Source organism: Faecalicatena sp. Marseille-Q4148 (assembly GCA_018228665.1).
Taxonomy (GTDB): domain Bacteria; phylum Bacillota; class Clostridia; order Lachnospirales; family Lachnospiraceae; genus UBA9414.
Map to the genome: position 1 here is coordinate 2593914 of CP073692.1, position 25370 is coordinate 2619283.

General features: G+C 42.0%; 19 protein-coding genes, 5 tRNA genes and 3 rRNA genes. 25 read left to right on the top strand and 2 right to left on the bottom strand.

Annotated features, from left to right (window positions below):
* Positions 1–4: 4 nt before the first annotated feature.
* The 21 genes from KFE17_12425 (at position 5) to KFE17_12525 (ending at position 16148) form a co-directional block, all read left to right on the top strand.
* A complete protein-coding gene (locus KFE17_12425; GenBank protein ID QUO31642.1) occupies positions 5–835 on the top strand; it encodes a CvpA family protein in 831 nt (276 codons plus the stop codon).
* Between the two features lie 589 nt (positions 836–1424).
* Positions 1425–2955: ribosomal RNA gene (locus KFE17_12430) — 16S ribosomal RNA — on the top strand.
* A 148-nt stretch (positions 2956–3103) separates the two neighbouring features.
* A 5S ribosomal RNA gene (gene rrf / locus KFE17_12435) occupies positions 3104–3221 on the top strand.
* Between the two features lie 13 nt (positions 3222–3234).
* A tRNA-Ile gene (locus KFE17_12440) sits at positions 3235–3308 on the top strand.
* 30 nt (positions 3309–3338) lie between these two features.
* Positions 3339–3411 (top strand) — tRNA-Ala (locus KFE17_12445).
* A gap of 202 nt (positions 3412–3613) precedes the next feature.
* Positions 3614–6498: ribosomal RNA gene (locus KFE17_12450) — 23S ribosomal RNA — on the top strand.
* Together the 16S, 23S and 5S rRNA genes with 5 tRNA genes alongside form the textbook arrangement of a ribosomal RNA operon.
* Positions 6499–6675: 177 nt before the next feature.
* Positions 6676–6748, top strand: a tRNA-Asn gene (locus KFE17_12455).
* Positions 6749–6776: 28 nt separating this feature from the next.
* Positions 6777–6848: transfer RNA gene (locus KFE17_12460), tRNA-Glu, on the top strand.
* Positions 6849–6910: 62 nt separating this feature from the next.
* Positions 6911–6981 (top strand) — tRNA-Cys (locus KFE17_12465).
* Positions 6982–7099: 118 nt separating this feature from the next.
* A complete protein-coding gene (locus KFE17_12470) occupies positions 7100–8023 on the top strand; it encodes a membrane dipeptidase (GenBank protein ID QUO31643.1) in 924 nt (307 codons plus the stop codon).
* A gap of 233 nt (positions 8024–8256) precedes the next feature.
* Entirely contained in the window at positions 8257–8634 is a 378-nt protein-coding gene (locus tag KFE17_12475) for a CidA/LrgA family protein (protein QUO31644.1), read from the top strand.
* Positions 8615–9310 (top strand): LrgB family protein, encoded by a 696-nt coding sequence (locus tag KFE17_12480; protein QUO31645.1) that lies wholly within the window; start codon positions 8615–8617, stop codon positions 9308–9310. The genes KFE17_12475 and KFE17_12480 overlap by 20 nt, the downstream gene beginning before the upstream one ends.
* Before the next feature lie 54 nt (positions 9311–9364).
* Complete coding sequence (coaD, locus tag KFE17_12485; protein ID QUO31646.1) at positions 9365–9847, top strand: pantetheine-phosphate adenylyltransferase; 483 nt, start codon at positions 9365–9367, stop codon at positions 9845–9847.
* 103 nt (positions 9848–9950) lie between these two features.
* A complete protein-coding gene (locus KFE17_12490; protein QUO31647.1) occupies positions 9951–11660 on the top strand; it encodes a S8 family peptidase in 1710 nt (569 codons plus the stop codon).
* 168 nt (positions 11661–11828) lie between these two features.
* Entirely contained in the window at positions 11829–12779 is a 951-nt protein-coding gene (gene srtB / locus KFE17_12495; GenBank protein QUO33713.1) for a class B sortase, read from the top strand.
* A 64-nt stretch (positions 12780–12843) separates the two neighbouring features.
* A complete protein-coding gene (locus tag KFE17_12500; GenBank protein ID QUO31648.1) occupies positions 12844–13032 on the top strand; it encodes a DUF951 domain-containing protein in 189 nt (62 codons plus the stop codon).
* Between the two features lie 103 nt (positions 13033–13135).
* The gene (locus tag KFE17_12505; protein ID QUO31649.1) at positions 13136–13423 is read left to right on the top strand and encodes a 30S ribosomal protein S6; all 288 of its coding nucleotides are present in this window, start codon (positions 13136–13138) and stop codon (positions 13421–13423) included.
* Between the two features lie 17 nt (positions 13424–13440).
* Complete coding sequence (locus KFE17_12510) at positions 13441–13887, top strand: single-stranded DNA-binding protein (GenBank protein ID QUO31650.1); 447 nt, start codon at positions 13441–13443, stop codon at positions 13885–13887.
* A gap of 45 nt (positions 13888–13932) precedes the next feature.
* A complete protein-coding gene (gene rpsR / locus KFE17_12515) occupies positions 13933–14196 on the top strand; it encodes a 30S ribosomal protein S18 (protein ID QUO31651.1) in 264 nt (87 codons plus the stop codon).
* Positions 14197–14494: 298 nt separating this feature from the next.
* Positions 14495–15181, top strand: coding sequence for a D-lyxose/D-mannose family sugar isomerase (locus KFE17_12520; GenBank protein ID QUO31652.1), 687 nt, complete (start codon positions 14495–14497; stop codon positions 15179–15181).
* Positions 15174–16148, top strand: a complete 975-nt coding sequence (locus KFE17_12525; protein ID QUO31653.1) for a carbohydrate kinase — start codon at positions 15174–15176, stop codon at positions 16146–16148. The genes KFE17_12520 and KFE17_12525 overlap by 8 nt, the downstream gene beginning before the upstream one ends.
* Here the strand turns inward: KFE17_12525 and KFE17_12530 are convergent.
* Both KFE17_12530 and KFE17_12535 read right to left on the bottom strand, forming a co-directional pair.
* Complete coding sequence (locus KFE17_12530) at positions 16145–17713, bottom strand: response regulator (protein QUO31654.1); 1569 nt, start codon at positions 17711–17713, stop codon at positions 16145–16147. The two genes, KFE17_12525 and KFE17_12530, sit on opposite strands and share 4 nt — an antisense overlap.
* Complete coding sequence (locus KFE17_12535) at positions 17688–19454, bottom strand: sensor histidine kinase (GenBank protein QUO31655.1); 1767 nt, start codon at positions 19452–19454, stop codon at positions 17688–17690. Before KFE17_12535 ends, KFE17_12530 begins: the two co-directional genes overlap by 26 nt.
* A 255-nt stretch (positions 19455–19709) precedes the next feature.
* Between KFE17_12535 and KFE17_12540 the strand changes: the two genes are divergently transcribed.
* The 4 genes from KFE17_12540 (at position 19710) to KFE17_12555 (ending at position 25336) form a co-directional block, all read left to right on the top strand.
* Positions 19710–21041, top strand: a complete 1332-nt coding sequence (locus tag KFE17_12540) for an extracellular solute-binding protein (protein QUO31656.1) — start codon at positions 19710–19712, stop codon at positions 21039–21041.
* A gap of 88 nt (positions 21042–21129) precedes the next feature.
* Positions 21130–21996: a sugar ABC transporter permease gene (locus tag KFE17_12545; GenBank protein QUO33714.1), complete on the top strand. Its 867-nt coding sequence runs from the start codon at positions 21130–21132 to the stop codon at positions 21994–21996.
* Positions 21997–22002: 6 nt separating this feature from the next.
* Positions 22003–22845, top strand: a complete 843-nt coding sequence (locus KFE17_12550; GenBank protein QUO31657.1) for a carbohydrate ABC transporter permease — start codon at positions 22003–22005, stop codon at positions 22843–22845.
* 10 nt (positions 22846–22855) lie between these two features.
* Positions 22856–25336: a glycoside hydrolase family 2 protein gene (locus KFE17_12555; GenBank protein ID QUO31658.1), complete on the top strand. Its 2481-nt coding sequence runs from the start codon at positions 22856–22858 to the stop codon at positions 25334–25336.
* Positions 25337–25370: the final 34 nt, after the last annotated feature.

A 25370-nucleotide genomic window follows, 5' to 3' on the forward strand; every position in this document is an offset into this window, starting at 1 on the left:
GATTATGGATAATTGGTTATTAGTATTTGTCGGATGTCTGTTTCTGATTTTTATGATCATTGGATTTATCCGGGGGGCTATTAAGATTGTTGTGTCGTTGGCGGCAACTATCGTGACGCTGATCGTAGTTGTGATTGCCACACCGTATGTAAGCAATGTTATGTACAAAGTGCTTCCGGTAAAGGATATGGTGCAGAGTGAATGCAGGTCTTTTCTGATTCGGGAAGCGAAAGAGGGACTGTCATCCGGATTAGTACAAAAAGTCGCAGAACTTACGGGAATTAATCTGCAGGAAGCCGGAATCACACCAGAGAATTTTAACTGGGAGAATTACGGAATCTCGGATCAGCAAGTAGAGGAAATGCTCGGAAAGCTCGAACTGCCGCGGGAACTTCAGATTCAGACGATTGAGAAAGCAGGACTTCCGGAGTATTTGACAGAAAAGCTTCTTGAAAATAACAATAGCGAAGTATATAAGCAGCTTGGTGTGGAGAGTTTTGTGGATTATATTGGTGCGTATCTCGCTAAAATTATTGTAGATATTCTTGCGTTTCTGATTACATTTTTAGTTGTGACAATACTTATAAGAACAATTATGTATGCGCTAAATATCATTGGAGATCTTCCGGTACTTCACGGACTGAACCGTGTGGCAGGTGCGTTTCTTGGTATGGGAACAGCGCTTGTGATCGTATGGGTACTTTTTATGATTATTACATTGTCATATCGGACAGGGTTCGGAAAAGCGAGTATGGACATGATCGATAAAAGTCCGCTGCTGACATTTTTGTATGATCATAATTATATTATGAACGCAATTATAAAATTCCATTAATCAAGAAAATTATCATTTGGGACTTCAAAGAGTTGTAAAATACAGATATTAGAAAAGAGGATTCACTTAAATGCAGTTATGTATTGGGTGAATCCTTTTTTTGGCAGAAGAAAGCAGTTTTGTATCGGATAGGGTGCGAGTGGAGAAGTGAAAAATAAAAGTAAAATAGAAGGATAAAAAAATGTAAAATTCAGATTGACATAAAATAGTGCTTGTGCTAAAATAGAATCACTGTAGACATGACAGAATCTGACAAATATTTGTAAATATTCAGTTCAAATAGCGAATTGAAAAAATATTAAAAAAGATGTTGACATGAAAACAGCAATGTGATATTATAAATGAGCTGTCGCAAAGACAACAAGAACTTGAAAAAATAAAATAAAAAAGTTCTTGACAAAGCAGATTGGTTATGATAAACTAGATGAGCTGTCAAACGACAGAGAACCTTGATAACTAAACAATAGACAACAACCCTGAAAATTTCTTTAAAGAGATTTCAGAACGAGTTGGACACAAAAGTCTAACGACCTAAAAACAGTAATTATGGATGAATTAGCTAGCAGTTGATTCGCCAAGAACAAACACTTTTAACGAGAGTTTGATCCTGGCTCAGGATGAACGCTGGCGGCGTGCTTAACACATGCAAGTCGAGCGAAGCGCTTTTGCGGATTTCTTCGGATTGAAGTGATTGTGACTGAGCGGCGGACGGGTGAGTAACGCGTGGGTAACCTGCCTCATACAGGGGGATAACAGTTAGAAATGACTGCTAATACCGCATAAGCGCACAGTACCGCATGGTACGGTGTGAAAAACTCCGGTGGTATGAGATGGACCCGCGTCTGATTAGGTAGTTGGTGGGGTAACGGCCTACCAAGCCAACGATCAGTAGCCGACCTGAGAGGGCGACCGGCCACATTGGGACTGAGACACGGCCCAAACTCCTACGGGAGGCAGCAGTGGGGAATATTGCACAATGGGGGAAACCCTGATGCAGCGACGCCGCGTGAAGGATGAAGTATTTCGGTATGTAAACTTCTATCAGCAGGGAAGAAAATGACGGTACCTGAGTAAGAAGCCCCGGCTAACTACGTGCCAGCAGCCGCGGTAATACGTAGGGGGCAAGCGTTATCCGGATTTACTGGGTGTAAAGGGAGCGTAGACGGAAGTGCAAGTCTGATGTGAAAACCCGAGGCTCAACCACGGGACTGCATTGGAAACTGTGCTTCTAGAGTGCCGGAGAGGTAAGCGGAATTCCTAGTGTAGCGGTGAAATGCGTAGATATTAGGAGGAACACCAGTGGCGAAGGCGGCTTACTGGACGGTAACTGACGTTGAGGCTCGAAAGCGTGGGGAGCAAACAGGATTAGATACCCTGGTAGTCCACGCCGTAAACGATGACTACTAGGTGTCGGGCAGCAAAGCTGTTCGGTGCCGCAGCTAACGCAATAAGTAGTCCACCTGGGGAGTACGTTCGCAAGAATGAAACTCAAAGGAATTGACGGGGACCCGCACAAGCGGTGGAGCATGTGGTTTAATTCGAAGCAACGCGAAGAACCTTACCTGCTCTTGACATCCCTCTGACCGGCAAGTAATGTTGCCTTTCCTACGGGACAGAGGAGACAGGTGGTGCATGGTTGTCGTCAGCTCGTGTCGTGAGATGTTGGGTTAAGTCCCGCAACGAGCGCAACCCCTATCTTCAGTAGCCAGCGGTAAGGCCGGGCACTCTGGAGAGACTGCCAGGGATAACCTGGAGGAAGGTGGGGATGACGTCAAATCATCATGCCCCTTATGAGCAGGGCTACACACGTGCTACAATGGCGTAAACAAAGGGAAGCGAAAGGGTGACCTGGAGCAAATCTCAGAAATAACGTCTCAGTTCGGATTGTAGTCTGCAACTCGACTACATGAAGCTGGAATCGCTAGTAATCGCGAATCAGCATGTCGCGGTGAATACGTTCCCGGGTCTTGTACACACCGCCCGTCACACCATGGGAGTCAGTAACGCCCGAAGTCAGTGACCTAACCTTAGGGGAGGAGCTGCCGAAGGCGGGACGGATAACTGGGGTGAAGTCGTAACAAGGTAGCCGTATCGGAAGGTGCGGCTGGATCACCTCCTTTCTAAGGAAGAAGAAGTAAGAGCTGTTGTCTATTGTTGAGTTATTAAGGGAGTCTTCGGAGAAGGAGTGAAAGAAGAAGTTCTTCACACGGAGTGCGAAGAACAGCTTTCGTACTAAGCTCGAGAAGACCTCGCTAAGTACTCAATGCTTCTGGTGGCGATGCGCTTAGGGGAGACACCCGTTCCCATCCCGAACACGATGGTTAAGACCTAAGCGGCCGATGGTACTGCACTGGAGACGGTGTGGGAGAGTAGGTGGCCGCCAGATTATAAAAGAATATGGGCTTATAGCTCAGCCGGTTAGAGCGCACGCCTGATAAGCGTGAGGTCGGTGGTTCGAGTCCACTTAAGCCCATATCTATTGAAAAAAGAATAAACACTCTATGGGGGTATAGCTCAGTTGGGAGAGCGCCTGCCTTGCAAGCAGGAGGTCACGAGTTCGAATCTCGTTATCTCCACTGTGTCGGAAGACACACATAGAATGTACCTTGAAAACCGCATATAAGAAATAAATTGATGAAAATATCAAGACATCCGAGGTAATTGTTATTAGATAATGATTATTCGAAACACTGATTCAAATGAATCAAACCTAATTACCAACGCATGCAACGCTATGCATGTGTAGCTAACATCCATTCCCGTGGATGAAGGCAAGTTGGTTATGCTAGAAAGAGCGCAGGGTGGATGCCTTGGCACTAAGAGCCGATGAAGGACGTGATAAGCTGCGAAAAGCTTCGGGGAGGAGCAAATATCCAACGATCCGGAGATATCCGAATGGGGAAACCTACTTGAGAAGCCCTCAAGTATCCATACGCCAATCCATAACGTATGGAGGGGAACCCGGTGAACTGAAACATCTAAGTAGCCGGAGGAAGAGAAAGAAACATCGATTTCCAAAGTAGCGGCGAGCGAAATGGAAAGAGCCCAAACCCGGATGCGTGCATCCGGGGGTTAGGACCGCAACAAGTGACTCGTATATTAGGAGAATGGTTTTGGGAAAGCCAGCCAGAGAGGGTGAAAGCCCCGTACCTGAAAATAGAAGAGAGCGAGCGGGATCCAGAGTACCACGAGACACGAGAAACCTTGTGGGAAGGAGCGGGGACCACCCCGTAAGGCTAAATACTACTTAGTGACCGATAGCGCATAGTACTGTGAAGGAAAGGTGAAAAGGACCCCGGGAGGGGAGTGAAAGAGAACCTGAAACCCTGTGTTTACAAGCTGTGGAACCATAATAAAGTGGAACCGCGTACTTTTTGTAGAACGGTCCGGCGAGTTACGTCGGCTGGCGAGGTTAAGGACTTTAGGTCCGGAGCCGAAGGGAAACCAAGTCTTAATAGGGCGCCAAGTCAGCCGGAGTAGACCCGAAACCGGGTGATCTATCCATGTCCAGGTTGAAGTTGCCGTAAAAGGCAATGGAGGACCGAACCCACATCCGTTGAAAAGGGTGGGGATGAGGTGTGGATAGGGGAGAAATTCCAATCGAACCCGGAGATAGCTGGTTCTCCTCGAAATAGCTTTAGGGCTAGCCTCGATAGAGTCACACGGAGGTATAGCACTGAATTTCCTAGGGGGCGTCAAAGCTTACCGAAGAATATCAAACTCCGAATGCCGTAGTGATGCTTATCGGGAGTCAGACTACACGAGATAAGTTGGGTAGTCGAAAGGGAAAGAGCCCAGACCTGCAGCTAAGGTCCCAAAATGTGTGTTAAGTGGAAAAGGATGTGGGATTTCAAAGACAACCAGGATGTTGGCTTAGAAGCAGCCATACATTAAAAGAGTGCGTAATAGCTCACTGGTCGAGAGGTCCTGCGCCGAAAATGTCCGGGGCTGAAACACACTACCGAAGCTCAGGAATCCTGTAAGGATTGGTAGAGGAGCATTCTTAGGGCGGCGAAGCAGTACCGGAAGGAGCTGTGGAGCGTTAAGAAGAGAGAATGCCGGAATGAGTAGCGAGATGGAGGTGGGAATCCTCCAGGCCGAATATCTAAGGTTTCCAGAGTAAAGCTGATCTGCTCTGGGTAAGTCGGGACCTAAGGCGAGGGCGAAAGCCGTAGTCGATGGACAACAGGTTGAAATTCCTGTACTGCAGTATGACAGAACTGTGGGGACACGTGTGGAGAGCATAAGCCGGGAATGGAAAGACCGGCGCAAGCGGGGTAGGTGTCACATAGGAAAATCCGTGTGATAAGCCGAAGACGTGATGCGGAGTGAACTATAAGTAACGAAGTATGTGAGCCATGCGTCAAGAAAAGCCGCTATTGTTTGTACTGTACCCGTACCGTAAACCGACACAGGTGGATGAGGAGAGAATCCTAAGGCCGACGGGAGAAGCATTGTTAAGGAACTCGGCAAAATGACTCCGTAACTTCGGGAGAAGGAGTGCCATGTAAAAGTGGCCGCAGAGAATTGGCCCAAGCAACTGTTTAGCAAAAACACAGGTCTATGCGAAACCGAAAGGTGAAGTATATGGGCTGACGCCTGCCCGGTGCTGGAAGGTTAAGGGGAGAGGTTAGCGCAAGCGAAGCTTTGAACTTAAGCCCCAGTAAACGGCGGCCGTAACTATAACGGTCCTAAGGTAGCGAAATTCCTTGTCGGGTAAGTTCCGACCCGCACGAAAGGCGTAATGATTTGGGCACTGTCTCAACAATGCACCCGGTGAAATTGAAATACCAGTGAAGATGCTGGTTACCTGCGCCAGGACGGAAAGACCCCATGGAGCTTTACTCCAGCTTGATACTGGGATTCGGTATTGCATGTACAGGATAGGTGGGAGACGGAGAAATGGTAACGCCAGTTGCCATGGAGTCGCTGTTGGGATACCACCCTTGCAGTACTGGATTTCTAACCAGCAGCCGTGACCCGGCTGGGGGACAATGTCAGGTGGGGAGTTTGACTGGGGCGGTCGCCTCCGAAAGGGTATCGGAGGCGCTCAAAGGTTCCCTCAGAATGGTTGGAAACCATTCGAAGAGTGCAAAGGCAGAAGGGAGCTTGACTGTGACACCGACGGGTGGAGCAGGTACGAAAGTAGGACTTAGTGATCCGGTGGTATAAAGTGGGATTGCCATCGCTCAACGGATAAAAGCTACCCTGGGGATAACAGGCTTATCACTCCCAAGAGTTCACATCGACGGAGTGGTTTGGCACCTCGATGTCGGCTCATCGCATCCTGGGGCTGAAGTAGGTCCCAAGGGTTGGGCTGTTCGCCCATTAAAGCGGTACGCGAGCTGGGTTCAGAACGTCGTGAGACAGTTCGGTCCCTATCCGGCGTGGGCGTAGGATATTTGAGAGGAGCTGCCCTTAGTACGAGAGGACCGGGGTGGACTGGCCGCTGGTGTATCTGTTGTATTACCAAATGCATAGCAGAGTAGCCAAGCCGGGACGGGATAAACGCTGAAGGCATCTAAGCGTGAAGCCCCCCTCAAGATGAGATATCCCAACGAAAGTTGTAAGACCCCTTGAAGACGACGAGGTAGATAGGACAGAGGTGGAAGTGTGGTAACACATGTAGCTGACTGTTACTAATCGGTCGAGGGCATAACCAAGTGAGGTAAGGATAGGAAAGTGAACGAAGGATGAGATTTCTTGTATGTGGTTTTGAAGGTACACCAAAAGCAACTTAGTGAATGCGACCGGTAAGGAAGCATGAGCTTAGTGCGAGGTGGTTCGCGAGCCTTAATGAGCGTAAGCGAATTTAGTTGAGCGAACATACCATCTAATATTCCTCCTTAGCTCAGTCGGTAGAGCACTCGGCTGTTAACCGAGTTGTCGTTGGTTCGAGTCCAACAGGGGGAGTTAAGGGCGGAAAGCCCCAGAAAGATGAGGCTCCTTGGTCAAGCGGTTAAGACATCGCCCTTTCACGGCGGTAACACGGGTTCGATTCCCGTAGGAGTCATTTACACGAAAGTGTAAAAAAGCTTGCATATTTTATAAAAGTATGTATATAATATAGTATATGGCGCCATAGCCAAGTGGTAAGGCAAAGGTCTGCAACACCTCTATCACCAGTTCAAATCTGGTTGGCGCCTCTTAAAAGAAGTTCTTTATGGAACTTCTTTTTTTGCATTTGATGGGAATGTTCTTGAAGTATATTTGTATATTGAGTAAAATAAAGATAAAATATCCAAAGAAAAGAGGTATTATAAAATGGATTTATTTGATCTGCATTGTGACACGATTGTATTATGGAAGGAAAAGAATCTTGGATTTGATTCAGAGGAGACACATTTTTCACTGCGTGAGCGTGAAAAGCTGGGACGGATGTGCCAGACAATGGCAGTGTTTGTGCCGGACTCTATTCGTGGCGAAGCAGCAAGAGAATATGTTGATGTACACGCAGCATATCTGAAAGCTGTTGTTGAACGTCAGAAGGAATTGGCTGAAATGGCAAGGACGGCTGAAGATATAGAACGGATTACAGGAGAAGGAAGATGTGCCTGTATGCTGGCAATTGAGAGTGGGGCAGCACTGGCCGGAAAGCTTGAAAATGTGGAGCATTTTGCAGAACTCGGGGTGAAAATGCTGACACTTGTATGGAATGGAGAAAATGAACTCGGATCCGGTCATAGTACAGAGAATGGTTTGACAGAATTTGGAAAACAGGCAGTAAAAAAGATGGAACAATCAGGGATAATTGTTGATGTGTCTCATCTAAATGACAGAGGATTTGCAGATCTCTGTGAAATTGCGGAGAAACCGTTTATCGCGACACATTCTAATTTAAGGAGCGTCTGCAGTCATAAGCGTAATCTGACAGAGCAGCAATTTCAGGAAATTGTGCGCAGAAAAGGTCTTGTTGGAATTAATTTGTATACAAGTTTTCTGGATGAAGAAGGAAGAGGAGACGCAGAAAGCATTTATCGACATGTTTACCGAATGTTGGAGTTAGGTGGAGAAGATATTATAGCTTGTGGCAGCGATTTTGATGGAGCCGATATTAACGAATCGCTGACTTCTCCGGTAAAATTTGCACGCACGGCAGAATATTTAATGTCCAGAGGAATTCCGGAACGAGCTGTGAAGAAGATGTATTTTGAAAATGCATTGAGATTTTTCCATGAACAAGCGTAAAAACTAAAATGAATGCGATTTGAAGATTTCTGTTGTCATGCGTCTTGACAGCAGAGATCTTTTTTCGTATAAAGATTGTGAAATGTACATTCAATTTTCAATTTTTTGACAAAAATCTGCCGCGGAAAAGGGCGCTTTCTTGAAAATAAGTAGAAAAATGTTTTGTGCAGTTGAATTTTCTCACATGTGTAGTAAGATAAATATAAAATTTAGGAGAGTTATGGGGGAGATTTATGAAATATCTGAGACAATTTGTTATCATACTGGGCGTTTCATTTCTGGGAGAAGTTCTCAGAGTGATACTCCCACTTCCGATTCCGGCAAGTGTGTACGGTCTGATCTGCATGTTGATACTGCTGAAAAGCGGAATTTTAAAAGTAGGACAAGTAAAAGAGGTGTCAAAATTTTTGATAGAAATTATGCCGGTAATGTTTGTGCCGGCAGCGGTTGGTCTGATGGAATCTTGGAATTCACTGAGGGAAGTCCTGATTCCGGTAGCAATTATTACAGCAGTAACAACCGTGCTTGTTATGGCAGTAACCGGAAAGGTCACACAGGGAATGATGAACCGGGAAAAGAAAGGGGAGCATTATGCAGGAGATTATAAATAATTCGTTGTTTTTTGGCGCTGTACTTAGCTTATCTGCCTATGAAATCGGGCTTTTAATGAAGCGTAAATGGAAACTTGCCATTTTTAATCCGACGCTGATTAGTGTTATTGCGATTATTAGAGTATTGAATATTTTTAAAATTGATTATGAGAAATATAATGAAGGTGCAAAATATATCAGTTATTTTCTCACTCCGGCTACGGTGTGTCTTGCCGTACCGCTATATGAACAATTAGAACTTTTGAAGAGAAATTTAAAGGCAGTGGCAGTAGGAATTACGGCCGGTGTAGCGGCAAGTCTTGGCGGCGTATTTGTACTTGCAAAATTGTTCGGATTATCGCAGGAATTGTATGTGACGATGCTGCCAAAGTCAATTACAACAGCGATCGGAATGGGAATTTCAGAAGAGCTTGGCGGAATTGTGACGATTACGGTGGCAGTTATTATTATTACGGGAATTCTCGGAAATGTATTTGCAGAAGCAATCTGCAAAATGTTTCATATTACAGAACCGATTGCTGTGGGCTTGGCAATCGGAACATCTTCTCACGCACTTGGCACAGCGAAGGCGATTGAACTGGGAGAAGTTGAGGGAGCTATGAGCGGGCTTGCAATTGCGGTGGCAGGACTAATGACTGTTGTGGGAGCATCAGTATTTGCAGGTTTTGCTATGTAAGAAACAAAGAAAAAGGAAATGAAAATGAAATAGACAGTAGACGGAGGAAATGTGATGAAAGCAGTATATCCTGGAAGTTTTGATCCGGTAACATTCGGACATCTTGACATTATTCAGAGAGCAGCAAAAGTAGTGGATGAATTGATTATCGGGGTGATTGTAAATAAAGCTAAGAAATCTCCGCTTTTTACATTGGAAGAGCGGGTAGCTATGCTGAAGGAGGCAACGAAAGAATATCCGAATGTAACGGTAAAGATGTTTGACGGAATGACAATTGATTTTGCGCGGGAGAATGGGGCACGTCTTATTATCCGAGGACTTCGGGCGGTTACCGATTTTGAAAGTGAAATGCAGATTGCCCAGACAAATCACAGTCTGGACAGCAATATTGATACAATGTTTTTCACAACCAGCCTGGAGTATTCTTTTTTAAGCTCGACAGTTGTGAAGGAAGTTGCTTCTTATGGAAGGGATACATCAAAATTTGTTCCGGAAGTTGTGCAGAAGGCATTTCAAGAAAAGTTCCAGAGGGATTAGTGAATTAGCATGCAGCCGGATTGGCAGAAACAGTATGAAAAATTGTCTATCCAAAGCATTTGATGCATATAGATATAACAACGGCATAGATTAAGGTGAGGCAATGGCAGTTTTACCGGCACAAAATGAAGCATACGCAGACTTTATTTTTCAGTACAGTCAGAATACCCATGGAGAGCGGGAATATACATCTAATGATTTTTTTGAAATTATAGATGAAATATATGCAGTTGTGTATATTTCGCGGGAATCGATCGGAGAAATCAGCATTGCAGATTATAATTATGGAGCGGTTCCCAAATACTATGTGCCTATGGATACAGAAGCTTTGAATGCTTCAGGAATCCTGAGAGTACAGAATCAGCCATATCTCAATCTGAAAGGAAAGGGAACGGCGGTTGCCATTATTGATTCCGGAATTGATTATGAAAATAAAGCATTCATAGATGCAGTGGGAAAGAGCAGAATTGCTTATTTGTGGGATCAATCGATTCCTACTGAATGGGATGAGGAAAGTGATGCGGCAAGGAATGGAAGAACGGTTCCTTATGGCAGGGAGTTTACCGGAAAAGAAATTGATGAGGCGTTAGGAAGTGATGATCCAAAGAAAGTGGTGCCGTCTGTAGATGTGAATGGGCATGGAACTTTTCTGGCGGGGATTGCGGTCGGCAGCGGAAATGCAGCACAGGATTTTCTTGGTGCAGCGCCGGAAGCATCGCTGATTATTGTGAAGCTAAAGCAGATGAAAGAATATTTGCGGGAATTTTATCTCGTTCCCGAGGGAATAGATGCCTATCAGGAAAATGATATCATGTTTGCTGTGCAGTATGCGATCAACCGTGCAAGAAAGATGAATATGCCGCTTTCCATCTGCATTGGACTTGGAACGAATCTTGGCGCTCATATTGGAGAAGGACCTTTGAATCAGTATCTTGACAGTGTGAGTCGGTATAAGCAAAGAGCAGTATCTGTCGCAGCGGGGAATGAGGGAAATATGCGCCATCATTTTGGCGGTATGATAGAGGATGGAGAACAAGAAATGGTTGTTGAAACTCGTGTCGGTGCAGGAGAACCGGGATTTGTAATGGAATTCTGGGGAAATGCACCGAATTTTTATTCTATGCAGATTCAGACACCATTTGGGGAGGAAGCAGATGTTCTCACAAGTCGCGGCGGAGAGGTTCAGGATATTCGGTTTATTTTTTCAAATACAAGGATTCAGGCAACTTATGTAAGGCTGGAACGTCAGTCGGGAAGCACATTGATCTTTTTAAGAATGATTGAGCCTGCAGAAGGAATCTGGAGGTTTCGTATTTTTAGCAATGCAATTTATCAGGCGGGATTTCATATGTGGCTTCCGCCAAGAGGGGTGCTTAGCAATGAGACATATTTTCTTGAATCATCACCGGCTAATACGGTAACAAGTCCGGGAGATTCAGAGGCGGTTATGACTGTGACGGCATATGATTATCGAAATGAGAGCCTTTATGTGGAGGCGGGAAGGGGATATTTGTCAGATGGTAAAATTAAACCGGATTTTGCCGCGCCGGGGGTGGAAGTGACCAGTATCCTGCCCGGTGGAAAATTTGTGAAGAGGTCCGGAACGAGTCTGGCAGCAGCGCAGACAGCAGGGGCGGCAGCGCTTTTGCTCGAATGGGCGGCAGTAAAAGGGAATTCTCCGTTTCTGAATGGAAAAAGCATTAAGAATTATTTTATCCGGGCAGCAGGGCGCAGTACCGGACGCCAGTATCCGAATCCGGAGTGGGGATATGGAAAGTTGAATCTCTATGGAACCTTTGAAGTTTTGCCATAAGCGGAGAAAGTAAAATAGACTTGACGGCTCTTATGGTTACCTTGTACACTGATAGTAATTGCAGGAGTTTTTGTAAAGAGAACTTCGGAACAGCGAGTATGAATTTAAGAAGGGACAGATCGCATGAGAAAAAAACATAAATATGAAGAACCGTATGATGATGAAATAATGGATTATGATGATGAGTACGATGAAGAATACGATGAAGAGTATGAAGAAGAATATGATGACTATGATGATGATATTTTTGATCGATTAGAAGAAGAACATGGGGGCAGAAGACGCAGAAAGGTATCGAAACCACAGAAGACACCGGCAAGAACAGGAAAACAGCGTCAAGAGGGAAGACGCGGTCGGCGAGAGCAGAAGAAACGCAGAAGCGTCGGTTCGATACTCAGCAATATAGTGCTTGTAATTGCTGTTTGCGTGTTTATATATTCTGCTTTTCAGTTATTTCAGATTTATTCTGAATACAGTGAAGGAGATAAAGAGTACGAGAACGTACAGCAGATAGCTATTCAGACGGAGAAAGATCCTGAAACACAGGAAGATGTCTTCCGGGTAGATTTTGATGCGCTGAAACAAATTAATGGAGATACGGCGGCGTGGATCCGGTTTGAGAATCCGGAAGAGATAAATTATCCGGTTGTACACTGTATGAATAATGAGACATACCTTACAAAAACATTTGAAGCCAATGATAATAAACTGGGCGCGCTTTTTATTGATGCAAGAAACCATGAAGATTTTTCAGATTATAATACAATCATTTACGGTCACCACATGAATAATGGTGCTATGTTTGCAAAGCTTTTGAAATACAAAGATCAGGCTTTCTGGGAAAAGAATCGTTACTTCCATATTTATACGCCGGATGGAACGGCACATAAGTATGAAATCTTCGCAGCAGGAGTTATTAAAGATACGGCAGAGAATTATCAGCTGAATTTTGCTTCACCGGAAGAATTTGCAAATTATATTACAAAAGTAAAACAGGGATCTGCCTATGATACCGGGGTGGCAGTAGATGCCACAGCAAAGACAGTGACACTGTCAACTTGTACGAATGAAAGAGATGATGAGCGGTTTGTTGTACATGGCGTAGAGATTCAGGAATAGGAAGAAAATTAGGAAGAAAATGCAGCAGACCTGAAAAAGATGAAAGCAAAATGGAGGTAGACAGATGGAATACAAGTTTGAGGTCGGAGATATTGTAAAATTAAAGAAAAAGCATCCTTGTGGAAGTTTTGAATGGGAAATTCTCAGAGTGGGTGCAGACTTTCGTCTGAAATGTACCGGGTGCGGGCATCAAATTATGATCTCAAGAAAAAATGTAGAGAAAAATGTAAAAGATATTAGAAAAAAGTCTTGAAATCAAAAGGAATTTATGATAGAATCAGCAATTGTGATATATTATTATAATCCTTGTTCCCGCTTTGGTACGGGAGCCAGAGACCATAAGGAGGTAAAGCAAAATGAGCAAATACGAATTAGCTGTTATTGTTAGCGCGAAACTCGAAGAAGAAGAAAGAGCAAACGTTGTAGAAAAAGTGAAAGCTTTAATCGAGCGCTTTAACGGTAATTTAACAGACGTGGATGAATGGGGTAAGAAGAGATTAGCTTACGAGATTCAGAAAATGAGAGAAGGATATTACTATTTCTTCCACTTCGAAGCTGATACAACTGTTCCGGCAGAACTTGAATCAAGAATGCGTATTATGGACGGCGTTATCAGATATTTATGCGTTAAACAGGAAGCATAAAGAAAAGAGGAATATATATGAATAAAGTAATTTTGATGGGACGCCTTACAAGAGATCCGGAAGTAAGATATTCACAGGGTGAGAGCTCACTGGCAATTGCCAGATATACATTAGCTGTTGACCGTCGTTTTAAGAGAGACGGAGAAGCAACTGCTGATTTTATTCCATGCGTTGTATTTGGAAAGTCTGCTGAGTTTACAGAGAGATATTTCCGCCAGGGAATGCGTGTTGTTGTTTCAGGACGTATTCAGACTGGAAGTTATACAAACCGTGATGGAGTGAAAGTTTACACAACAGAAGTTGTTGTTGAGGAGCAGGAATTTGCAGAAAGCAAGGCAGCAAGTGAACAGAACGCCGGCTACCGCAGTGCGGCGCCAGCACCATCACCGGCACCGAGCATTGACGCAGGGGACGGCTTCATGAATATTCCAGACGGAATTGATGAAGAATTACCATTCAATTAGCGATAGGCGGACAGAGGTCCGGAGTTTAACAGGAGGTAAAAAGCAATGGCTTACGAAAAAGGTAACAGACCAGATTCTCCAATGAAGAGAAGAGGCGGACGCAGAAGAAAAAAAGTTTGCGTATTCTGTGGTAAAGAGAATAACGAAATCGATTATAAAGATGTAGCAAAATTAAAGAAATATGTTTCTGAGAGAGGAAAAATCCTTCCGAGAAGAATCACAGGAAACTGTGCAAAACATCAGAGAGCTCTTACAGTAGCAATCAAGAGAGCAAGACATATCGCTTTAATGCCATACGTTCAGGACTAATTCTGAGAGTATAGACAGTAAATGAGATGAAGGAAGCGTTGTAACATAGATGAGTGATCATTTATGAAACGGCGCTTCTTTTTTGTTTTCCCTATCAAGGAACGGAAAAATATTTATTCGTTAAGAATGCGGTAAGATATGAAGAACAGGATAAGATGATGAATTAGTATCGTAAAAATATATAGAATATACGGTGTTTTTATGAGAAATCTGCAGGCTTCTTGTGGAATAAATGACTTTTTGTTATACTGAATTTTAGTAAAAGCTGTATTTAATAGGAAAAAGGAGTTGACGAAGAGTGAAACGCTCAAAGATTAATCAGTGCATAAGGGATATGGAAAAGCTTGCAAAGGAACATGGATTTGAACTTCCGCCATTCTGTTCCTGGAGTCCGGAAGAATGGGAGACCAAATCAGAAGAATATGATGAGATCCGGGATAATATGCTTGGATGGGATATTACAGATTACGGACTTGGAGACTTTGATAAGGTAGGATTTGCACTTGTTACGATTCGTAACGGGAATCAGAATAATCCAAAGTACAAAAAAGTGTATGCAGAGAAGCTGTTGATGTTAAAGGAAGGACAGCATTCGCCAATGCATTTCCACTGGAAGAAATCAGAAGATATCATTAATCGGGGCGGCGGCACATTGATCATTCATCTTTATAATGATAAAGGAGACGGAAGCTTTGACGACAGCGATGTTCTCGTAAATTCCGATGGACGCTCTTATTATGTGAGTGCGGGAACCGGAGTGGAATTAAAACCGGGAGAAAGTATTACGTTATGGCCGCATCAGTACCATGATTTTGATGTAAAAGAAGGCACAGGAGACATTCTGATCGGGGAAGTATCGATGTGTAATGATGACAATACAGATAATCGTTTTTATGAAAATGTAGGACGCTTCCCTGCGATTGAAGAAGATGAGGCTCCTTACCGCTTGTTATGTAATGAATATCCGGAGGCAAAATATGAATAGTAAAAAATATGATGTGATTGCATTAGGGGAATTGCTGATCGATTTTATACCGTCGGGAAAAAGTGAGCAGGGAAACGAGCTCTTTGAGGCGAATCCGGGAGGAGCGCCGTGCAATGTACTGTCGATGCTGCAGAAGGTGGGGCGAAGAACGGCATTTATCGGAAAAGTCGGAGAAGATGAGTTCGGATTTATGCTTAGAGATGCTATCAGTTCTGTAGGGATTGACAGCTCGAAGGTCTGTCTGGATCCTTTGGCACATACGACGCTGGCTTTTGTGCATAAGCTGGAAAATGGTGACAGAGATTTTTCGTTCTATCGAAATCCGGGAGCAGATGTCTGCCTGGCAGAAGATGAGGTAGAAGAGGAGTTTGTAAAAGAGGCAAAGATATTTCATTTTGGAACATTGTCTATGACTCATGAACATGTAAGAAAAGCGACAGAAAAGGCGATTAAGATCGCGGAGCAGAATCACCTGCTTCGATCTTTTGATCCGAATCTAAGAGAGCCTCTGTGGGAAGATATTGGGAAGGCAAAGGAGCAGATCCGTTACGGGTTGGCGCACTGTGATATTTTAAAAATTTCAGACAACGAAGTACAGTTTGTCACAGGGAAAGAGAAGCTTGATGAAGGAATGAGAGAGATTCTTTCAGAATATCCGAATATCACACTGGCGTGTCTGACTTTGGGAAAAGATGGAAGCAAAGCGTTTTATAAAGGGGATGTGGTGGAACAGCCGGGATTTCGCTGCAACAGTATTGAGACAACGGGAGCGGGAGATACCTTTTGCGGAAGTATGCTTCACTATGTGTTGAAATACGGCATAGAAGGACTGGATAAGAAGAAGCTTAAGGAGATGCTTATCTTTGCCAATGCGGCAGCAGCACTTGTTACAACAAGAAAAGGGGCGCTTTATTCCATGCCTGAGAGAGAAGAAATAGAAGAATTAATTCAGCGAGGGACAGCCTAGTGCGGCGCCCTCTCATTTTGATTTTCAGAAAAATCTGACTGCAGATGGGACGTTCTGTATTCCTTTGCACTGCATCCGACATATTTTTTAAATACGGACGAGAAATGTTTATAGTCATTGAAACCTACCATAGAACAGATTTCATAGACTTTGTGAGAAGATTCTCGGAGAAGCTCCTGAGATTTTGTAATGCGGTATTGTGTCAGCCATTCTTTAAAATTGATACCTACAGTATCTTTAAAAATTTTACTGAGATAGTTAGGGGTCAGATGAACTTTTGATGAAAGCAGGCTCAGAGAAATATCTTCACCATAATGGCTGTACACATATTGCATGACAAGGCTGATGATATGCTGATAATTATTGATATCATACGAGACAGAATGGGAGTCTGCCATTTTATAAAAGAAATCTGTCATGTCTGCTTTTAGCTGCTCGTAAGTCTCGCAATGTTCAATATCAAAAAGACTGTACAAATTAATGCGCTGGACAATAGCATGTGCAGGAAGATTCAGTTTGTTCAGATTTGTAATACAAATTCTCAAAAACAATGTTTTTGCTTCTTCCAGAGAAATTTTGTGAGTTGAGAATTTTTGGAAAAGCAAATATAATTTTGAAAAATATTGTTCCGCAGATAACTCATTTATGTCAGAGAAAAAATTTATCTCACGTTTTAAATTCTGCTGCGTCGGATTGCACATATATTTTCGCAGTAAAATATGAGGAACACTATCAGAGTAAACAATAGGATCCGAAAGCTGGCAATAATGAAACGCAAGAGCGGCAAAGGCTTCATTATAAGATTGAGCAATATTGTGGTAGCCGAAATATTCACTGCCGCATCCGATAATAATTTCAAGATTATTTTTCGTGTGAAGAAATTCTGAAAAACAATTAAGAAATTCCGTACAGTCTTTGACCGAGTCTTTGTAGTTTAACATTACCATGAATAAATTATAGTGATAGGATTTTACAATATGGCTGATCCCGGCCAACGACAGATATTCTTCAACAATATTTGAAATCTCATTTAAAGGGAGCAGAGTGTGTGTAGGCCAATGTTCTGCCCGGAAAGTAAATACGCGGAAAAAGGAATGATCCATGGAAAAGGTTGTATTTTGCGGAGTGTTCCATGAAAGCATAATACTATTTTGCAGGGAAGGATTATTTGCAGCGTAAAGGGAAGAGGTACTGTCAAATTGTTTTTTTATTTTTAATATGATATTGATCAGTTCATCGGCGCCGAGTGGCTTTAACAAGTACTCAGAAACACCGAGAGAGATTGCTTTTCTCGCATCTTCAAAATCGTCATAGCCAGATAAGATTACGAATACGATGTTACTGTCAATCTGTTTAGCTCTTTCGATAAATTCAAGTCCATCCATTTTGCCCATCTTTAAGTCGGTAAGGACACAATCAGGGTGAAGTTGTTCTACAAGTGGAAGTGCTTCCATGCCATTAGAAGCTTCTCCACATATTTCGATATCATATTTGGACCATTCGATTGATTCAATAATTCCCTTTCTAACAAAAAATTCATCATCTACGACTAATAATTTCATCATGAGCAGTTTCTCCTTTTTCTTTATCAGAATGTTGTAGCGGTTGTCTTACATAAATTGTAGTTCCTTCATTTAGATGACTTGATATGTGAATACCGTAAGAAGAACCAAATAAAAGCTTGATACGTTCATTTACATTATGTATTCCGAAACCGGAATTGTGGGTATTTGAGTTTAATTCTTTTACAAATTCAGGATTAATGCCGACGCCATTATCCTGAATGATATAGATGATCGTATTGTCTTCCAGTTTGATAGAAATCTTTAAAAGGCTTTCTTTTGTATTATCAGGAAGTCCATGTATGAACGCATTTTCAACGAGAGGCTGTAAAATCAGTTTGATTACCTTTGCATTGAGAAGCTCCGGATTATCATCGATATCGATTCGGATATCCACAGAAGTTTTGCAGCGTTTTTTCTGGATCGTCAGATAACTCATTAAGTGTTGAATTTCATCGCGGAGAGGAATCAGTCCTTCCCCCTTGCTTAAACTTAATCGGAACATATCGCTGAGTGCTTTTACAAGCTCTGAGGCGTCTGAGGTATGTCCAAGTCTGCATACCCAGTATATCGTGTCTAATGTATTATACAGAAAATGAGGGTTGATTTGTGACTGTAACGCCTGAAATTCTGCTTCGCTTTGCTTCAGCTGGGCGGCATAGACTTTGTTCAGTAATACTTCCAGTTGATTTGACATTTTATTAAACTCTTCTGTAAGAATACCGATCTCATCATTGGAAGGCGTGCCGGAGTATTCATTAAAATTTTTATTTCCGGCATCATTAAGCAGGTGGCACAGTGTGCGGAGCGGTGCAAGCTGCTTATGGGAAATATATATTGCAAGCAAGATACAGATAACGACATTGCAGATCACAATGGATAAAATAACTTTTAAGATAATCTGATTGTCCTTTAAGATTTCTGCACTTGGTGTCAGATCGACAATTTTCCAGTCGGTATTGCTTAATGACTGGGTACTGATGACATAGGAGTCATAAAGAGAAAGCTCTTCAGTTGGGTTTAGCTGAGCCTGTTCCAGATTTGATAAGCTTACTCGTATTCCTTCATACTCTGTCCGGTTAGAGTGTATAATTTCTCCGGATTCATTTATAATGAGAAAAATGCTGTTTGGAGAAGATAAATGCTGACTGTAAGTATCAGTAATCGCATCTTCTAAAACTTCAATGGAAATGTAGCCAATCTGTTCAGAAAGAGAGAACATGTTTCTGAATTGGCGCGTCTGTGCGAAAATTTTGACAGGATGAAAACTTGCTCCGACTCCGGATAACTGGTGCACATCCCAGAAATAATACCCGTTCAATTCATCTGCTCTGCGTTTATAGTCTTCTGACAAAGAGGGAGAAGTTCGTACATTTCCAAGAACAAGCTCTTTGCCATTGATCCCTTCCATACGAATGGTTGAAATTGCATTATTATATCCAACAAATGGTGAAAGAAAAGCAAGGACTTCAGAAGCATCTTTTGTACTATGCCCACTCAGATAATCTTTCACATCATCGCTTTGTATAATTAAATGTGATACTTCATTGACATGAGACATAATTGAATTCATATTGGAAGCAACTGATTCAAGCTTTTGAGCATTGATCGCTTTTGCTTTATCAATGATGACTCTGGAGGAACGATAATAGGAGAAGAAGCCTGTCAAGACAGTTGGCACGACAGACAGTAATAAAAAATATAAGAAAAATTTGTATTGTAAGCTAAAAAACCGTTTTTTCATTTATTTACCACTCATTTCTTTTTACTTATTTTAAATTATAATTGGGTATATATGAAAGTCAAGGAAGAAACAGGAGTCTATAAAAAGTACAGATAGATTGTAGAAAAGGCTGATATCGGATAAAACTTAGCATAGAAAAGAGTATGAAAGAGGGAGATATTAAATGAAAAGCAATGATATTTTTGTGTGAAAGTAAACGGTATAATAACATTATAGAAACGAGTTACAAGAAAAGTAAAGTAAGGAGGAAAAGAGATGGAAATGAAAAGACTAGTAGCTGCCGGTCTTGCAGCTACAATGGTAGCGTCACTTGTTGGATGTTCAAGTGGTAAAAAAGAAGAAGAAAATAAAGACGGCAAAATTGTAATTTCAGCAATTACGACAGCAAATGAAGATCAGTCTGATGTGGATCCGATCGTAAAAACATGGTATGAATCATGGGATCGTTTTCTTGAGGATCATCCGGAAGTAGAGCTTGATATGGAATATGTTCCGCACGATGCTTATCAAGAAAAGGCACAGATTCTTGCTACAGGAGATGAGCTTCCGGATATTTTCGATATGAAAGGTTCGTGGACATCAAACTGGGTAAACAACGGAGTCGTATTGAGTCTGGACGATATGCTGAAGGATGATCCTGAGTGGGCCGATACATTACAGGAGAATGCATATTCTGCCTTTAAAAAGGATGATTCCATTTATGGTCTTTCTATTGACGGCGGCGGACTGACAGGTCTTCTCTACTATAATGAAGAGATTTTTAAAGAATGTGGTATCGACAAGTTCCCTGAAAACTTAGATGAATTTAATGATGCGATCGTGAAAATTAAAGAGAAAGGCTATACACCGATTTCTTTAGGAAATGTTGCAAACTGGCCGGCAGAGTCATGTATCTTCAGCTTACTGATGAGCAGAATTTGCGGAGAAGAATGGATTCAGGATTTGTTGAAATACGACGGATCTGCTGATTTCAATAACCCGGATTTCATTGAAGCATTAAACGTTATGAAAGAATGGGTAGAATTAGAAGCATTTAACTCAGATGTAAACAGTATTGATTACACAGAAGCGAGAGTTCCGTATTTTGAGAAAAAAGCGGCAATGCTCATGGATGGATATTGGGCAGTCGGCTCTATTTTGTCCGACGCACCTCAGGATGTGATCGATGCAACAAAAATTACAGAGATTCCGGTAGCGAAACGCGAAGGAGATATTGACTATTATGAAGGTGGTGGCTGGGCAGTTTCCGTCAATGCGAAAGTAAAAGAAGATCAGAAAAAATATGATTTAATTGCAGAATGGTATAAAGAATATTTCTGTGAAGATACAGCAAATACAATGTATGAGATGGGAAAAGTGCCAAGTGTCAAAACAGAAGGATATGATGAGTCAAAGCTGGAAGAGCTTCAGATGAATTATTATGAAGTATTTGAAAATACAGATCAGTACACAGTTATTGACCTTCACTTCCCACCATCACTTGTAGACGTATTAAATACAAGTCTTCAGGAATTATTAATTGGTCAGGTAGAACCAGAGGAGATTGCAGAGAGAGTTCAGGCAGAATATGAGAAAGCACTGAAATAAGTGAAATTGTGTAGGCGGGAATTTTGATGCAGATTAAAATTCCCGTTTACTTTATAAGGAGGGAATCGTTGTGCATACCAATAAATTGATGTATCCCCAAAAGAAATATTTTGTTTTAATGTTGGCACCAATTATTATTTGGTTTGTATTTGCTATTTTAATGCCGATCGTAGGGGCATTTCGATATAGCTTTTATGAATGGTCAGGGGGACCGAAGGAATTTATAGGACTCGGAAATTATGAAACGCTACTTCACGATGAAGTATTTTGGCTTGCGCTGAAAAATAACTTGATTATTGTTGTGATCAGTGTGATTGGACAGATCGGAGTTGCGCTGATATTAGCCACACTCATGACATCAAGAGTGTTAAAATTTAAAACGTTCCACAGAACAGTTATCTTTTTCCCGGTACTGCTTTCTGCAGTTGTTGTAGGCTTTGTGTGGACGTTGATGTACAATAAAGATTATGGATTTTTAAATGCGATTTTGAAAGCTGTGGGGCTTGAGAATCTGATCTTCCCATATCTGGACGATCCGAAGCGAGTGCTGTATTCTTTGATTGCGCCGTTGATCTGGCAATTTATTGGACTGTATATGGTAATTATCAGTTCTGGAATTGCAAATGTAGATAATGAAGTTTTTGAAGTTGCGGAGATTGATGGGGCAGTAGGATGGAAGAAGTTGTTTTACATTACACTTCCATTAATCAAGCCGACATTGATGGCATCTCTTATGATGTGTATTTCAGGAAATATGAAAGTTTTTTCACATATTCAGGTTATGACAAATGGTGGTCCGGGAAACAGCTCTATGGTAATGGCGTTGTATGCATATAAGCGCTCATTTGCTATGAATGAAATCGGATACGGAAGTGCGATATCAATTGCAATTCTTATTATCAGCCTTATTCTTGTTGGAATTACAAGACTTTTATTTGCGAGAAAGGAGGATTAACCTGACATGGGAAAGACAAAATGTGGATTTAGAAAAATAAAAAGTATTTTGATCAATGTGCTTGTAATGTGTTTTTCTATTACTTGTATTTATCCGATCATCTGGATGCTTTATTCTTCAGTAAAATCAAACCCGGAGTTTAACAGAAATATTCTGGCTCTGCCAACAGAAATTCATTGGGAGAATTATGTGAAAGCCTTTAAAATGGGAAATATCGGTCTGTATTCTTTGAACAGTTTGTTTAATGCCGTTGTTTCCGCAGCACTGATCATTTTCTTCGCATTTATTGTGGCATATTTTATTGCGCGCTATCAGTTCCGTGGACGAAAGATCATTTATATGACATTCTTATTTGGAATGCTCGTTCCAGTTCACGCACTTTTAGTGCCTGTATTTATCCAGTACAAAAACTTTGGATTATTTGATAACAGATTAACCTTAATCATTCCTTATGTGGCGCTTGGACTTCCGTTTGCGATTTTCCTGATGGAAGGCTTTATTAGAACGATTCCGAAAGAGTTAGAAGAAGCAGCATATATTGACGGAAGTAATTTCTTCAATACGATGTTCAAAATTGTTTTTCCAGTCTGTAAACCTACATTAACAACGATCGGAATTTTAAGTTTCCTGGACGGATGGAATGAGTTCCCGTTCTCTTTAGTTTTGATCAAAAGTGATGAGTTAAAAACAATCTCGCTTGGGCTTTTGAACTTTAATGGGCAATATTCCAAAGACTATACAGTTCAGATGGCAGGACTGATTATGGCAATGTTGCCAATCATTATTATTTATGTGATAATGAATAAGAGAATTATTGAAGGCATGACATCAGGAGCTGTCAAAGGATAAGAGGTGTGCTATGAAGAAAATAGATTTGAATCAAAACTGGTGTATTCGATGCGTCGATCAGAAGGAATGCTTTTATTCAGACGTGCCGGCTACAGTTGCAGCAGTATTATATGAAAACCATGTGATTGCAGATTCTTATTATGGGGAAAATGAATGGGAAACGTATGAAGTGCTGAAGAAGGATTATGAGTTTACTAATACGTTCCTGGTAAGTGATGAGATGTTAAATGAAGATCAGGTGCTGTTAAGATGCGAGGGAATCGATACGGCGGCAGATATTTATATCAATGATCAAAAAGTCATGTTTGTCAATGATATGCACCGTACATATGAATTTGATGTGAAAGCTTTGCTGACAGAGGGAGAAAATCATATTAGGATTTATTTCCATTCTAATATTGAATATGCGCTTAGCCAGCATACAAAGGAACCTTATTATACGACATCGGATACAGTAGATGGCTTCAGTCTCGTGCGGAAAGCACATTCGACATATGGATGGGACTGGGGGCCGAAGCTTCCAGATATGGGAATCTGGAGAGCGATCAGCATCGTTTCCTATGAGGATGCAAAAATCTCCGATATTTATATTCGACAGAGACATGAAGAGGAATCGGTGACACTTCAGTTCGATATTGATGTGGAAAAATTTGTTCCGGCTAAAGATGTTGAACTGGAAATTTCAGTGACAGCGCCGGATGGAACAGTCGTAGGCAATATTGGCGGTCAGGCTAAGGAAACAGGCTCCTATGACATCGTGGTAGAGAAACCGGAATTATGGTGGTGCAACGGTTTTGGAGAGCAGCCGTTATACGAAGTGAAGTTCGTGTTAAGATGCGGAGATGTTCTTCTGGAAGAACAGAAAAAGAGAATCGGTCTTCGGACGCTGACTGTGCGTAAGGAAAAGGATCAGTGGGGAGAAAGCTTTGAATTCTGTGTGAACGGTGTGTCTATATTTGCGATGGGAGCAAACTATATTCCGGAGGACAGTATATATCCGCGGTGCAGCAAGGAGCGCTCCAGAAAGCTGATTGAGCAGTGTGTAAAAGCCAACTACAACTGTATTCGTGTGTGGGGCGGCGGGTATTTCTGTGAAGATTATTTCTATGATCTCTGTGATGAATACGGACTGATCGTATGGCAGGATCTTCTCTTTGCGTGCGGAGTGTACCGACTTCACGATGATTTTGTACAGAATGTCATTGCAGAGACAAGAGACAACGTAAGGAGACTACGTCATCATGCCAGCATTGCACTGTGGTGTGGAAATAATGAGCTGGAGTGGGGCTGGTCCGGCTGGGATATGGGATTTGGAAATAAACTGTCAGACAAAGCAGATTATCTCAAATTATTTGAGTGGATTCTGCCAAATACAGTAAAAGAAATTGATCCGGATAGATTTTACTGGCTGGCATCACCGTCCTCAGGTGGAAGCTTTGATGACCCGAATGATCAGAACAGAGGAGACGTACATTACTGGGAAGTATGGCACAGACTGAAGCATTTCACAGAATACCGGAAATATTATTTTAGATTCTGTTCAGAATTTGGATTTCAGTCCTTCCCGTCTATGAAGACGATCAACAGTTTTGCAGAAGAGAAAGATAAAAATATTTTCTCTCCTGTTATGGAGAACCATCAGAAAAATGGTGGGGCAAATGGACTGATTTTATATTATCTGTCAGCAAACTTCTTATATCCGTCAAAATTTTCGACATTGCTCTATGTGTCTCAGATCCTTCAGGCGGAAGCGATCCGGTACGGAGTAGAGCATTGGAGAAGCAATCGCGGACGATGCATGGGTTCTTTATACTGGCAGGTGAATGACTGTTGGCCGGTTGCAAGCTGGTCAAGTCTTGATTATTATCATCGTTGGAAACCTTTGCACTACTATGCGAAGAAATTCTATGCGCCGCTGCTGCTTTGTGCACTGGAAGAAAAAGGTCATGTGAGATTTGTAGTCTGCAATGAGACAAGAGAAGATGTTTCGGCAAAAATCGTCTGGAGACTTCGGAATCATAAAGGAACTATTCTGGAAGAACACAGTGCAGAATGTAACGCAGTAGAATTGTCTGCAACAGAATGTGCAGCTGCTGACTACAGCAAAGTTCTGGAACAGAAGAAAGAGCTGAGAACACAGTATTTAGAGTACATCTTATATCGCGGAGACGAGGAGATCAGCAGAAACACATTGCTGTTCTGTCGGTCAAAACATTTTGGCTTTCAGAATCCGGAGCTTACATATTCTGTAAAAGAATTGGAAGACAGATATGAACTTTCTTTCCACACAGAGAATTATGCAAAATATGTTTTCGTTGATGCGGAAGAATTTGACTTTGTTGCAAGCGATAATTGCTTCGATCTTTCAAAGGGAGAAGAAAAGATTATTGAGATTAGAAAATCCGATATTACAAAGAACGGAGAATTATATCAGATCCGGAAAGAAGATCTGGAAAAGTTACAGCTTCTGACAGCGTATGATATCCGTTAGAAAAGAGCAGAAATAAGATCATTTTTATACAGGA

Coding starts and splice junctions, on each gene's coding strand:
- KFE17_12555 (QUO31658.1), top strand. CDS start 22,856: ATGAAGAAAATAGATTTGAATCAAAACTGGTGTATTCGATGCGTCGAT.
- KFE17_12535 (QUO31655.1), bottom strand. CDS start 19,454: ATGAAAAAACGGTTTTTTAGCTTACAATACAAATTTTTCTTATATTTT.
- KFE17_12550 (QUO31657.1), top strand. CDS start 22,003: ATGGGAAAGACAAAATGTGGATTTAGAAAAATAAAAAGTATTTTGATC.
- KFE17_12545 (QUO33714.1), top strand. CDS start 21,130: ATGTATCCCCAAAAGAAATATTTTGTTTTAATGTTGGCACCAATTATT.
- KFE17_12425 (QUO31642.1), top strand. CDS start 5: ATGGATAATTGGTTATTAGTATTTGTCGGATGTCTGTTTCTGATTTTT.
- KFE17_12475 (QUO31644.1), top strand. CDS start 8,257: ATGAAATATCTGAGACAATTTGTTATCATACTGGGCGTTTCATTTCTG.
- KFE17_12510 (QUO31650.1), top strand. CDS start 13,441: ATGAATAAAGTAATTTTGATGGGACGCCTTACAAGAGATCCGGAAGTA.
- KFE17_12525 (QUO31653.1), top strand. CDS start 15,174: ATGAATAGTAAAAAATATGATGTGATTGCATTAGGGGAATTGCTGATC.
- srtB (QUO33713.1), top strand. CDS start 11,829: ATGGATTATGATGATGAGTACGATGAAGAATACGATGAAGAGTATGAA.
- KFE17_12480 (QUO31645.1), top strand. CDS start 8,615: ATGCAGGAGATTATAAATAATTCGTTGTTTTTTGGCGCTGTACTTAGC.
- KFE17_12540 (QUO31656.1), top strand. CDS start 19,710: ATGGAAATGAAAAGACTAGTAGCTGCCGGTCTTGCAGCTACAATGGTA.
- KFE17_12505 (QUO31649.1), top strand. CDS start 13,136: ATGAGCAAATACGAATTAGCTGTTATTGTTAGCGCGAAACTCGAAGAA.
- KFE17_12500 (QUO31648.1), top strand. CDS start 12,844: ATGGAATACAAGTTTGAGGTCGGAGATATTGTAAAATTAAAGAAAAAG.
- coaD (QUO31646.1), top strand. CDS start 9,365: ATGAAAGCAGTATATCCTGGAAGTTTTGATCCGGTAACATTCGGACAT.
- KFE17_12530 (QUO31654.1), bottom strand. CDS start 17,713: ATGATGAAATTATTAGTCGTAGATGATGAATTTTTTGTTAGAAAGGGA.
- rpsR (QUO31651.1), top strand. CDS start 13,933: ATGGCTTACGAAAAAGGTAACAGACCAGATTCTCCAATGAAGAGAAGA.
- KFE17_12470 (QUO31643.1), top strand. CDS start 7,100: ATGGATTTATTTGATCTGCATTGTGACACGATTGTATTATGGAAGGAA.
- KFE17_12490 (QUO31647.1), top strand. CDS start 9,951: ATGGCAGTTTTACCGGCACAAAATGAAGCATACGCAGACTTTATTTTT.